This window comes from Mesorhizobium sp. KACC 23794 (assembly GCF_052180275.1).
GTDB lineage: Bacteria > Pseudomonadota > Alphaproteobacteria > Rhizobiales > Rhizobiaceae > Kumtagia.
Window position 1 is genome coordinate 6218535 of the sequence record NZ_CP197465.1, and the last position, 12589, is coordinate 6231123.

Below are 12589 nucleotides of genomic sequence, written 5' to 3' on the forward strand. Positions count from 1 at the left end.
CATATAAACACGAGTTTTCCATGTCCAAGACACCCTCGGCTGGGCCTTCCCAGCGCATGCTTCGCGTCGGCGAACAGGTACGCCACGCACTGGCCGACGTTCTGGCGCGCGGCGAAGTGCGCGACGACGTCATCGAATCCACCGTGATCTCGATCTCCGAGGTGCGCATGTCGCCTGACCTCAAGATCGCCACCGCCTTCGTCTCGCCGCTGGGTGCGGCCGACCACGACGCAGTGATCAAGGCTCTGGCGAAAAACGCAAAGTTTATCCGCGGCCGCGTCTCGGGCGCGCTGCGCCAGATGCGCTCGATGCCGGAGTTCCGCTTCCGCATCGATACCAGCTACGACAACATGTCAAAAATCGACCAGCTTCTGCGTTCGCCCGAAGTGGCGCGAGACCTGGCAAAAGACGAGAAAGAAGAAGACTGATGGGCCGTCGCGGCAAGAAAAAGGGCCGGCCGATCTCCGGCTGGCTGATCCTCGACAAGCCGGTCGGCATGGGATCGACCGACGCCGTCTCCAAGATCAAGTGGCTGTTCCAGGCCGAGAAGGCCGGTCACGCCGGCACGCTCGACCCGCTGGCGTCCGGCATGCTGCCGATCGCGCTCGGCGAGGCGACCAAGACCGTCCCCTATGTGCAGGACGGCGCAAAGGTTTACCGCTTCACCATCGCCTGGGGCGAGGAGCGCTCGACCGACGACCTCGAAGGGCCGGTGACCAAAAGCTCGGACACGCGCCCGACGCAAGCCGACATCGAGGCGTTGCTGCCGAACTATACCGGCGTGATCATGCAGACGCCGCCGCAGTTCTCGGCGATCAAGATCGCCGGCGAGCGCGCCTACGATCTCGCCCGAGAGGGCGAGACGGTCGACATACCGGCCCGCGAGGTCGAGATTGGGCGGCTGGAAATCATCGAGCATACCGGCGACCACACCGTGCTGGAGGTCGAATGCGGCAAGGGAACCTATGTGCGCTCGCTGGCGCGCGATCTCGGCCGCGACCTCGGCTGCTACGGCCACATAGCCGAGCTTCGGCGCACCGAGGTCGACCCGTTCACGCCCGAGGATTTCGTGCTGCTGACCGACCTTGAAGCCGCCGCGCCGAAGCGCGAGGAAGCCGAGGCCGAAGGCGAGGCGCGCCCCTTCGTCTCGCAGGCCGAGCGCTACGCCGCGATCGATGCCTTCCTGGTGGATACGGGCGCTGCCCTCGACTGCCTGCCGCAGGTGGTCATCACCGACGACGCGGCGGCAAAACTCAGGCTCGGCAATTCGATCATCCTGCGGGGCCGCGACGCCCCCTTGCAAGCCGAGGAGGCCTGCGCCACCGTGCGCGGCAGGCTGGTGGCGATCGGCGCCATCGAGGCCGGCATGTTCAAGCCGAAGCGGGTTTTTGCCGGCTGACCGGCGCTGAACGAGGGCAGCATGGCCGCGCAGCCAGTCAATCCGGCGTCCTCGCGGTCAAAACGCTCGCCAATCGGCGCGCCGCCCGGCACACTGATTGCCGACCCGGGCGCGCTGCCGTCGCGGCTCACCCTGACGCTTATCGCGCCGGACACGCATCACGTCATCGCGGATGCCGCTCTGCAGGATGTGGCGACCAATCGCGCTGAATGGCCGCTGGTCTGGCTGGACTGCGTCGGTCTGGCCAATGTCGAATTGATTGCGGCGATCGGAACCTGTTTCGGCCTGCATCCGCTGGCGCTGGAAGACACGGTCAACACCAGCCAGCGGCCAAAGGTCGACTTCTTCGACGACCATGCCTTCGTCGTCGTCAGCATGATCGACGACGCGGCGACGCAGCGCTACGAGCAGATCTCCGTTCATTTCGGCGAAAATTTCGTCATCACCTTCCAGGAACGCGAAGGCGATCCGTTCGAGCCGGTGCGCAAGCGCATCGCCGCACCGACCTCGCACCGCATCCGCAACCGCCGCGCCGACTATCTCGCCTACGCGCTGGTCGACGCCATCGTCGACAGCTATTTCCCGATCCTCGACATCACCGCCGACGCGATCGACCGGATCGAGGATGCGATGCTCGCCGGACCGCAAAAGGGGCAGGTCCGCCAGATGCACGAATTGAAGCGCGGCATGATCAATCTGAAGCGCGCGCTGTGGCCATTGCGCGACGCCGTGGCCGGCCTGGAGCGCGCCGAGGTGCCTTTCGTCCACAAGGAGACGAAGGTCTTCCTCAACGATACGCTCGATCACTGTATGCGACTGATCGAAAGCGGCGAGACCAATCGCGACATGCTGACCGGCCTGATCGACATGCACCTGTCGCTCAGCCAGGCGCGCACCAACGACATCATCAGCTTCCTCACCATCGTGTCGGCGATCTTCATCCCGCTGACCTTCCTCGCCGGCATATGGGGCATGAATTTCGATCCGGAAAAGTCACCCTGGAACATGCCGGAACTGCTGTCCTACTACGGCTACCCGTTGGCGCTCGGGCTCATGCTGGTGATCGCCGTCGCATTGGTGCTGTTCTTTCGCTGGCGAAAATGGCTTTGACGTCTGATGTTGCGCAGGCTGGCGGCGCGAAACGGAATGGGATAGAAGCCGGCACGCAACGAAGCGGGCATCGCCTTGCAAAGCCCGCCGTCCTTCCCTGCCGCGCGACCGATCGCCCCTGATGTCCTTTGTCTCCCGTGTCGTTCCGATCCTCGTGCTCGCCCTTCTCTGCGCATTGCAGGCTGGCTGTGCGGGGAAGACGCCCGACCCGGCGCCGACCGGAAACGTGCCTGTCGCTCAGGGTGACGCGCCTGAGGAGAAACCCGAGCCGCTGCCGCCCGGCGTCAAGCCGCTGACGGTCGAGCAGGAAGAAATGATCGCGCAATGACATCGACGGCAGCGCCTGCGCTCTATCTCGGCATCGATACCGGCGGCACCTACACGGACGCCGTGCTCTGGTCGGAGACGACCGGCGTCGCCGCCAAGGCCAAGGCGCTGACCACCCGCCACGATCTGGCGGTGGGAATCGGCGGCGCGGTCGATGCCGTGCTGGAGAAAGCCAAAGCCGATCCGAAATCGGTCAAGCTGGTTTCAATGTCGACGACGCTTGCCACCAACGCGCTGGTCGAAGGCCAGGGCGGCCGGGTGGCGCTGCTGATGATCGGTTTCACGCCCGCCGACCTGGCGCGCGACGGGCTGGAAAAGGCGCTTGGCGGAGATCCGGTGATCTTCTGCGACGGCGGCCACGACGTCCATGGGAATGCCAGGCCGCTGGATCTTGCCCACCTCGAAGCCGAGCTTCCTGCGCTGTCGGCCACGGTTTCCGGCTTCGCCGTCTGCGCCTACTTCGCCACACGCAACCCAGCCCACGAGATTCTGGCGCGCGACCTTATCCGCGAGCGGACCGGCCTGCCGGTCACCGCCAGCCACGAGCTTTCGTCGAAGCTCGGAGGACCGCGCCGCGCGCTGACGACGCTGCTCAATGCACGGCTGATCTCGATGATCGACCGGCTGGTGGCGGCCACTGTGGGTTTTCTGGACGAGCGAGGCGTTGTCGCGCCGTTGATGGTGGTGCGCGGCGACGGCGCGCTGGTCTCGGCGGCCTTCGCGCGGCAACGGCCGATCGAGACGATTTTGTCCGGGCCGGCCGCCAGCCTCGTCGGTGCTCGCCACATGACCGGCCTCGACAATGCCGTCATCTCCGACATCGGCGGCACCACCACCGATGTCGCGGTGCTGGACAAGGGCCGGCCGCGGCTCGACCCGGAGGGCGCCACGGTCGGCGGTTTCCGCACCATGGTCGAGGCGGTTGCCATGCGCACCTTCGGCCTCGGCGGCGATTCGGAGGTGCGGCTGGAGGAAGGAGCCCTCACGCCGAAGATATTACTTGGACCGCGCCGCCTCGTGCCGCTGGCGCTAGCCGGGCAGGCGCATGGCGAGGCCGTCACGAAACATCTGGAGCGACAGCTGCGGGCGCCCAATCCCGGCCGCATGGACGGCCGCTTCGCCATGCGCACCGGCGTGCCGGAGCGGCTGGCGGCGGGGCTGACCACACCCGAGCAGAAACTTTACGACGCAATCGGCATGGCGCCTCTGCCGCTCGACCAGTTGCTGAGTTCGACGGCGCAGATGGCGACGCTGAACCGCCTCGTTTCGCGCGGCCTGGTCCATGTCTGCGGTTTCACCCCCTCGGATGCCGCCCATACGCTCGGGCGGCAGGCGAACTGGGATGCCGTTTCGGCGCGCCTTGGCGCCGAACTTTTCGCCCGCCGCCGCGATGGGCGTGGGCAGCCGATCGCCGAGACGCCGGAGGCGCTTTCGGAGCGGGTGCTGGCAGCAGTGACCCGGCTTTCCGCCGAGGTGATTTTGGAGACTGCCTTTGCCGAGGACGGTCTTGATGGGGCGGCGACGGTGGCGCATGCGCTGGTACAGCGCGCCGTGGACGGCCGCGACGGCATCGCACGGTTCAGCGTGGCGCTCGACCGTCCGGTGATCGGGCTCGGCGCGTCGGCACCGCTGCATTATGCGGATTTGCCGGGCCTTGTCGGCAATCGCTGCATCGTGCCGGAGGACACCGATGTCGCCAACGCGCTCGGTGCCGTGGTCGGCCAAGTGCGCGTCTCGGCGGAAGCGCTGGTCAGCCAGCCGAAGGAAGGGCTTTTCCGGTTGTCGGCGGGGGACATCATGCGTGATTTCACCGACGAGAATGCTGCGCTCAACGCAGCAGTGATTCGTGTGCGGGAATTTGCTGCACTGCGCGCACTTGCCGCCGGCACCGATGCCGCAGAAATCGTTGTTTCGCAGGACATCCGTACGTCGACCGTCGAAGGTCAACGAATGTTCATAGAGGCGCGCGTTGTGGCGGTTGCCAGCGGCCGGCCAAGGATCGCGAGCTAGCCTTGGCCGGCGTCACCATGTGGAGTTCCGACAAGTGCGTGTCGTCTCAGCAGAATGCGGCTTGCGGTTACTGCTGCTCGCCGACGTGTTGATCGGGTCGACAGCCTGTGCGTCGCGCAGCGTAGATTCATCCGCGGCCCGCGTCGTCGTGGGGGTTTATGCGACGCTTGCGGACGGCAAAGGTGCTGCCATGACCGTTTCAAATCCAGCAAATCGGAAAATGACCAAGGGCCAGTGCGAGCATTTTCGGCGCTCGCCACGGTTCCATGACATCCTGGTATCGTCCGTACCCCAGGTGACAATCGCAAAAATCGACAAAACGCAGTGCGTGTACATATTCAACGACCCGCACTGATCTCATGGCGCCAGCACGTCAACCGCTTGGTGAATTGACCATCCGGTTGCGGCGTGCCAAAGCCCGGAAACCCAAGACGAAAACGGACCGTGAGGACTTTTTGAGATGACGGATTTCATCCCGGTCGCCGGACTGCGTGTCGACCGCCTTCTGCACGATTTCGTGGCTGACGAGGCGCTGCCGGGTACCGGCGTCGAGGCGGGCGCGTTCTGGGACGGGTTTTCGGCGCTGGCCAACGATCTCGCGCCGAAGAATCGCGCGCTGCTTGCGAGGCGTGATGCGTTTCAGGACAGGATCGACGCTTGGCATCGCGACAATGGCGCGCCGGCCGACCTTGCCGCCTACCGCGCCTTCCTGACCCATATCGGCTATCTGCTGCCGGAAGGACCGGATTTCAGCATCTCGACCGGGAACGTCGATCCCGAGATCGCCGAGATCGCCGGGCCGCAACTGGTCGTGCCGGTGATGAACGCGCGTTATGCGCTGAATGCCGCCAATGCGCGCTGGGGGTCGCTCTATGACGCGCTCTACGGCACGGACGCCATTCCCGAGACGGACGGCGCGGAGAAGGGCAAGGGTTATAACCCCAAGCGTGGCGCCAAGGTGGTCGCCTGGGCGCGGGCGTTTCTGGACGAGAGTCTGCCGCTTGATGGCGCAAGCTGGAGCGATGCCAAGGCGTTTGCAGTGAAGGATGCCAGGCTCGTCGTGACGTTGCTGGACGGCCGCGTCACCGGCCTGAAGGATGCGGAAAAGTTCGCGGGCTATCTCGGCTATCCGGCCGCGCCTCATCAATTCCTGCTCAGGAACAACGGCTTGTTTATCGAGGTGCTTGTCGATGCAACTTCGCCGATCGGCAAGGACGATCCGGCGCATATTTCGGATGTCTGGCTGGAATCGGCGCTGACGACGATCCAAGACTGCGAGGATTCCGTTGCCGCCGTCGATGCCGAGGACAAGGTTTTAGTCTACCGCAACTGGCTCGGCCTGATGAAGGGGGACCTAGCCGAAGAGGTGACCAAGGGCGGAAAGACCTTCACCCGGAAACTCAACCCGGATCTCGATTACACCGCGCCCGACGGATCGAGTTTTTCGCTGAAATGCCGCTCGCTGATGCTGGTGCGCAATGTCGGCCACCTGATGACCAATCCGGCGATCCTGCTTTCCGATGGCCGCGAGGTTCCGGAAGGCATGATGGACGCAGCCATAACCGCGCTCATCGCCCTGCACGACATCGGGCCGAACGGCCGCCGCGCCAACTCGCGCGCTGGGTCGATGTACATCGTCAAGCCGAAGATGCACGGGCCGGAGGAAGTCGCCTTCGCCGTCGAGATTTTTTCGCGCGTCGAAAAGCTTCTCGGCATGGCCGAAAACGCCATCAAGATGGGCATCATGGACGAGGAGCGGCGCACCACCGTCAACCTCAAGGAATGCATTCGCGCGGCGAAGGACCGCGTCGTCTTCATCAACACCGGTTTCCTCGACCGCACCGGCGACGAGATCCATACCTCGATGGAAGCCGGGCCGATGATCCGCAAGGGCGACATGCGGCAGGCGCCATGGATTTCGGCTTATGAGAACTGGAACGTCGATATCGGGCTGGCCTGCGGGCTCGAAGGCCGCGCCCAGATCGGCAAGGGCATGTGGGCGATGCCCGACCTGATGGCGGCGATGCTGGAGCAGAAGATCGCGCATCCGAAGGCCGGCGCCAACACGGCCTGGGTGCCGTCGCCGACGGCGGCCACCCTGCACGCCACGCACTATCACAAGGTCGACGTGCATGCCGTGCAGGAGATTTTGAAGAGCCGGCCGCGCGCAAAGCTGGACGACATCCTTTCGGTGCCGGTCGCCGTTCGCCCGAACTGGACGCCGGAAGAAATCCAGCACGAGTTGGACAACAACGCGCAAGGCATTCTGGGCTACGTCGTGCGCTGGATCGACCAGGGCGTCGGCTGCTCGAAGGTACCCGATGTCAACGATGTCGGCCTGATGGAGGACCGCGCGACGCTGCGCATCTCGTCCCAGCACATCGCCAACTGGCTGCATCACGGCGTCTGCTCGCAGTCGCAGGTGATGGCGACGATGAAGCGCATGGCCGGCGTCGTCGACCGCCAGAACGCGCATGATCCGCACTACCGCCCGATGGCACCTTATTTCGACGAGTCGATCGCCTTCCTTGCCGCCTGCGACCTGGTGTTCAAGGGTGTTTCGCAGCCGAACGGCTATACCGAGCCGGTGCTGCATGCGCGGCGGTTGGAGTTGAAGGCGAAGGCTTCAGCCTGAGCGAGACCTTATCGGCGGGAAACATATCCCGTATCGTTGTACCGATGGCATTCCTTCGCACCCCCCTCTGTCCTGCTGGACATCTCCCCCTCAGGGGGGGAGATTGGCCGACCGCTTTGGTTTCGCCAATCGCCAGCGTCGTAGGGAAGGCGCCGGGGTCGCAACCGCCAATCTCCTCCCTTGAGGGGGAGATGTCCGGCAGGACAGAGGGGGGTGCGAAGGAACGCCGGCCTACCCACCGAAGGGTTGGCTCATATCGGCCGCATGTCAAACTGGCCTGCCGCCCATGATCGTCCTCGCAATCGACTGTTCAGCCAGCCTCTGCGCCGCTTGCATCTACGACACTTCGGCGAACCGCGAGCTTGACCGTTCGGTACTCGATCTCGGCAAGGGGCACGCCGAGCACCTCATCGGCGTCATCGACGCGGCGCTTGCCGCCGCCGGCAAGACCTATGCCGACCTCGGCGCTATTGCCGTCGCGGTCGGGCCTGGCTCGTTCACCGGCATCCGCGTCGCGGTGTCGGCGGCGCGCGGTTTCGCGCTGGCGCTCGGCATTCCGGCGATCGGCGTGAACACGCTGGAAGCGCTGGCAATGGAGGCAAGGGCGGAAGCCGGCGCCGGGACGGTCATGGCGGTGCTTGGTGGTACGGCGGGAAATGCCCCGGCGACAGTCCAGACGGCCGTTTACGATGAATTCGGACACGAGGTGTATGCTCCTTCGATCATGGGTGCGGGGGAAGCAGCGGAACTGGCATTGCGGAGCGGGGCGGCGCTGGCCGGCACTGCCGCGCGGGCGGTCGCTGACCTCTCGGAGGGTCGTCTAGCCATAGCGCTGGAAAGCGCTACCGCCGACATCGCCACCTATGCGCGGATTGCGTCGGCGAAAGGCGCTTCCGGCGGCAAGCCGAGCCCGCTCTACCTCCGCGAGCCCGACGCAAAGCCGCAGGCGGGTTTTGTCCTGCCGCGGCGGGAGGAGTGATGCGTATCCCGTTCCTGGCGCCACGCCAGCGCGAGTTCTCGATCGCGCCGCTTTCGTCCGCGGATCTGGCCGCCGTCGCGGCGATCCATCGCGAGGATTTTTCTCGTCCCTGGGGTGACGGCGAATTTGCGGGGCTGCTGGCGCAGGATACCGTCTTCGGCTTTGCCGCGCGCGAAGTTGGTCATGGGGCAGAGGGTCCGGTCGGCTTCGTGCTGGCGCGGCTGGCGGCCGGCGAGGGCGAGATCCTGACGGTGGCCGTCGCACGCTCCCACCGGCGGCTCGGCCTCGGCTGGCAGTTGATGGACGCGGTGCTGCGCGAGCTTCATGCGCGGCGCGCCGATGCGCTGTTCCTGGAAGTCGATGAATCGAACGCGGCTGCCATCGCGCTCTATCGCCGGCTGGGTTTCCTGCAGGTTGGGCGCCGGCCCAACTACTACGCCAACGAAAAAGGCCCCGCCGCGGGTGCGCTTGTCATGCGCCGTGATCTTCGTTAAGCCTTCCAACGCCGGATCGGACACAATTCTGTCGCGTTGGTTCCTGTCAGGACTTTTGGTCTCAGCCGCAAAACCCGCCTCCGGGCGTCGTCAAAGCCGAGGCCATCATTCCTGACCTGAAGCTTTTCGACACAAGCCTTTCTTGGCCGGGTTTTCTGCCTCGCGAATGGTTTGACGACAGCTTCGGCTAGGCTCTGCACCGCCCGCATCGCATTTTTCCCGGCCCTGGATCGTCGAATTGCGTCCGGTCCGGTACCGGGCTTCCAGCCGCTGCGGCTGCAATCCGACGGAGCAGCGGCGTGCTATGATCGGGACGGTCCGGACGGTTCTGGCGCTGGCGGTCGTGGCGCTGACGACCATTGTGCTTGCGCCGCTCCAGATGCTCTGCCTGAAGACCGGCCTTTGCCGTGGACGCCGCGTCTTGCGGCATTGGCACAAGATAGCCACCAGGATGCTCGGCGTGCGCATCCGCGTCTTCGGAGGCCCGGCGCCCGGCCGGCCGCTGATGATTGCTGCCAACCACGTCTCCTGGCTCGACATCACCGTGCTCGCCGCGATTGCCGACGTTTCCTTCATCGCCAAGTCGGAAATGTCGGCATGGCCGATCTTCGGCTGGTTCTCGCGCATGCAGCGTTCCGTCTATGTCGAGCGCGAACGCCGCCGCAAATCCGGCGACCAGGCCAGCGAGATCGCCAGCCGACTGGCCGAAGGCGACGTGATGGTGCTGTTCGCCGAGGGCACGACCGGCGACGGCAACCAGATCCTGCCGTTCAAGACCACGCTGTTCGGCGCCGCGTCGATGATGCTGTCGGCGAGCAAGCATGACGAGATGTGGATCCAGCCTGTCGCGCTTGCCTATACGAGGCTGCAGGGTCTGCCGATGGGGCGGCAGTATCGCGGCCTGGCGGCCTGGATCGGCGACGAGGATCTGGTGCCTCATCTGAGCGCGGTGCTGCGCGAGGGCGCGATGGATGTAGAGGTGCATTTTGGCGAGCCGGTTTCATTCACGGCCAAAAGCAACCGCAAGGAGGTTGCTCGCTTGGTCGAGGCGCGGGTGCGCGAAATGCTGTCGGCGGCGCTGACCAATCCAGCGCCGCGACCCTGAACCACCAGCGCTTGCGGTCTGTCCTTCGTCACGAAAAGGCGCTAGAAGCCGGGCAATGGAGCATATCGAGATCGACCGCGCGGCCGAACCGTTAACCGGGGCCGACGCGAACGCGCAGGGCGGCAAGAAGGTCTTCGTCAAGACCTATGGCTGCCAGATGAACGTCTACGACTCCCAGCGCATGACCGATGCGCTGGCCGCCGACGGCTATTCCGCGACCGACCGCATGGAGGACGCCGACCTCGTCCTGCTCAACACCTGCCATATCCGCGAGAAGGCGGCCGAAAAGGTCTATTCCGAACTTGGACGCATCCGCGAGGTCAAGCGCGAGCGCGAGAGAGCGGGCGGCGAGATGATGATCGGCATCGCCGGCTGCGTCGCCCAGGCCGAAGGCCGCGAGATCATTCGCCGCGCGCCCGTCGTCGACCTGGTGATCGGGCCGCAGACCTATCATCGCCTGCCCGACGCCTTGCGCAAGGCGCGATCCGGCGAGAAGGTCGTGGAGACCGACTACGCCGTCGAGGACAAGTTCGAGCATCTGCCGCAGCCGCGCCGCGCGGAAATCGCCAAGCGCGGAGTCACCGCGTTTCTTTCTGTGCAGGAAGGCTGCGACAAGTTCTGCACCTTCTGCGTGGTGCCCTATACGCGCGGTTCGGAAGTGTCGCGCCCGGTCCGGCAGATCGTCGCCGAGGCCGAAAGACTGGCGGCGGCTGGTGTGCGCGAGATCACGCTGCTCGGCCAGAACGTCAACGCATGGCATGGCGAGGGTCCGGACGGCGCGGAATGGGGGCTTGGCCGCCTGCTGTTCCGGCTGGCGGAAATCCCCGGCGTGGCGAGGCTGCGCTACACCACCAGCCATCCGCGCGACATGGATGACGAGCTGATCGCCGCGCATCGCGACCTGGCTGAACTGATGCCCTATCTGCATCTGCCGGTGCAGTCGGGATCCGACCGTATCCTGAAGGCGATGAACCGCCGCCACAAGGCATCCGACTATCTGGCGCTGATCGACCGTATCCGCACCGTGCAGCCAGACATCGCCATGTCGGGCGATTTCATCGTCGGCTTTCCCGGCGAGACCGACGCGGATTTCGAGGCGACGCTCGATCTGGTCCGGTCGGTGCGCTACGCGCAGGCATTCTCCTTCAAATATTCGCCGCGCCCCGGCACGCCCGGCGCCGACATGAAGGGGCATCTGCCGGAGCATGTGAAGGACGAACGGCTGCAGCGGCTGCAGGCGCTGCTCGCCGAACATCAGCAGGCGTTCACCGAAAGCCGCGTCGGCATGCGCTTCGACGTGCTGATCGAAAAGCCCGGCCGCCGGCCCGGCCAGAAGGCCGGCCGGTCGCCTTGGCTGCAGCCGGTCATTGTTGATGAAACCGCCGGCGAAATAGGCGACATTGTTCCGGTGCGAATCGCCCGGATGGAAGGCACCACGCTTTTCGCCGAGGTTTTGTAGGTTCCAGAGAGGAGAGACGTTTGGTCGCCACCGCAGATCTGAAGCAGGCGCCTTCCGGGGCGTCGGATATGGCGCACATCGTCCTGACCTTCGACAACAACAAGCTTGCCAGCGCGCTTTACGGCCAGTTCGACGAGAACCTGGCTCGGCTGGAACAAAAGCTCGGCGTCGACATCCGCTCGCGCGGCAACCAGGTTGCCATCAAGGGCAGTGCTGCCGCCGCCGAGCAGGCACAGCGGGCGCTGGATAATCTCTACGGCATCCTGCAGAAGGGCGCCAACATCGCCCAGTCGGACGTCGACGGCGCGATCCGCATGGCGATTGCCGGCGACGACCAACTCACGCTGCCGACACTGGAGCGCAAGGGCAAGATGGCTGCCGCGCAGATCGCCACCCGCAAGAAGACGATCTACGCCCGTTCGCTCAACCAGGATGCCTATATGCGCGCCCTGGAGCGCTCGGAACTGGTGTTCGGCATCGGGCCGGCGGGCACGGGCAAGACCTATCTGGCGGTGGCGCATGCCGCGATGCTGCTGGAGCGCGGCATGGTCGAGCGTATCATCCTGTCGCGGCCGGCGGTCGAGGCCGGCGAGCGGCTCGGCTTCCTGCCCGGCGACATGAAGGAAAAGGTCGACCCGTATCTTCGGCCGCTCTACGACGCCCTCTACGACATGATGCCCGCCGACAAGGTCGAGCGGGCGCTGACCGCGGGCGTCATCGAGATCGCGCCGCTGGCCTTCATGCGCGGCCGTACGCTGGCGCATTCGGCGGTGATCCTCGACGAGGCGCAGAACACCACGCCGATGCAGATGAAGATGTTCCTGACCCGTCTCGGCGAGGGCTCGCGCATGATCGTAACCGGCGACCCGACGCAGATCGACCTGCCGCCGCAGACGAAATCCGGGCTCGTCGAGGCGCTGCGCATTCTCGACGGCGTCACGGGGTCGGTCATCGTCCGCTTCAACGATGTCGACATCGTCCGCCATCCGCTGGTGGCGGAGATCGTGCGCGCCTACGACCGTGACGCCAAACTGTCGCGCGGTCTCGGCGTCGGCGAGAACTGAGCCGTAT

12 protein-coding genes are annotated in these 12589 nt (G+C 65.3%); all 12 read left to right on the forward strand.

Annotation, left to right across the window (positions count from 1 at the left end):
- Positions 1-20: 20 nt before the first annotated feature.
- The 12 genes from rbfA to ACSBOB_RS30135 all read left to right on the forward strand — a co-directional run bounded on the left by rbfA (position 21) and on the right by ACSBOB_RS30135 (position 12582).
- Positions 21-428 carry a 30S ribosome-binding factor RbfA gene (rbfA, locus tag ACSBOB_RS30080; protein WP_442579688.1) on the forward strand — a complete coding sequence of 136 codons (408 nt, stop codon included), beginning with the start codon at positions 21-23 and terminating at the stop codon, positions 426-428.
- Complete coding sequence (gene truB / locus ACSBOB_RS30085) at positions 428-1399, forward strand: tRNA pseudouridine(55) synthase TruB (RefSeq protein ID WP_442579689.1); 972 nt, start codon at positions 428-430, stop codon at positions 1397-1399. The genes rbfA and truB overlap by 1 nt, the downstream gene beginning before the upstream one ends.
- A gap of 21 nt (positions 1400-1420) precedes the next feature.
- On the forward strand, positions 1421-2509 hold the full coding sequence (corA, locus tag ACSBOB_RS30090) for a magnesium/cobalt transporter CorA (RefSeq protein WP_442579690.1): 1089 nt from the start codon (positions 1421-1423) through the stop codon (positions 2507-2509).
- A 121-nt stretch (positions 2510-2630) separates the two neighbouring features.
- The gene (locus ACSBOB_RS30095; protein ID WP_442579691.1) at positions 2631-2837 is read left to right on the forward strand and encodes a hypothetical protein; all 207 of its coding nucleotides are present in this window, start codon (positions 2631-2633) and stop codon (positions 2835-2837) included.
- Entirely contained in the window at positions 2834-4846 is a 2013-nt protein-coding gene (locus tag ACSBOB_RS30100) for a hydantoinase/oxoprolinase N-terminal domain-containing protein (protein WP_442579692.1), read from the forward strand. Before ACSBOB_RS30095 ends, ACSBOB_RS30100 begins: the two co-directional genes overlap by 4 nt.
- A 34-nt stretch (positions 4847-4880) precedes the next feature.
- A complete protein-coding gene (locus tag ACSBOB_RS30105; RefSeq protein ID WP_442579693.1) occupies positions 4881-5201 on the forward strand; it encodes a hypothetical protein in 321 nt (106 codons plus the stop codon).
- Positions 5202-5306: 105 nt separating this feature from the next.
- Positions 5307-7481, forward strand: a complete 2175-nt coding sequence (locus ACSBOB_RS30110; RefSeq protein ID WP_442579694.1) for a malate synthase G — start codon at positions 5307-5309, stop codon at positions 7479-7481.
- 286 nt (positions 7482-7767) lie between these two features.
- Entirely contained in the window at positions 7768-8460 is a 693-nt protein-coding gene (tsaB, locus tag ACSBOB_RS30115; RefSeq protein ID WP_442579695.1) for a tRNA (adenosine(37)-N6)-threonylcarbamoyltransferase complex dimerization subunit type 1 TsaB, read from the forward strand.
- The gene (gene rimI, locus ACSBOB_RS30120) at positions 8460-8954 is read left to right on the forward strand and encodes a ribosomal protein S18-alanine N-acetyltransferase (protein WP_442579696.1); all 495 of its coding nucleotides are present in this window, start codon (positions 8460-8462) and stop codon (positions 8952-8954) included. The genes tsaB and rimI overlap by 1 nt, the downstream gene beginning before the upstream one ends.
- Before the next feature lie 304 nt (positions 8955-9258).
- Complete coding sequence (locus ACSBOB_RS30125; protein WP_442579697.1) at positions 9259-10059, forward strand: lysophospholipid acyltransferase family protein; 801 nt, start codon at positions 9259-9261, stop codon at positions 10057-10059.
- A gap of 55 nt (positions 10060-10114) precedes the next feature.
- Positions 10115-11518, forward strand: coding sequence for a tRNA (N6-isopentenyl adenosine(37)-C2)-methylthiotransferase MiaB (miaB, locus tag ACSBOB_RS30130; protein WP_442579698.1), 1404 nt, complete (start codon positions 10115-10117; stop codon positions 11516-11518).
- 68 nt (positions 11519-11586) lie between these two features.
- Positions 11587-12582 carry a PhoH family protein gene (locus ACSBOB_RS30135; RefSeq protein ID WP_442583876.1) on the forward strand — a complete coding sequence of 332 codons (996 nt, stop codon included), beginning with the start codon at positions 11587-11589 and terminating at the stop codon, positions 12580-12582.
- The last annotated feature ends 7 nt before the right edge of the window (positions 12583-12589 follow it).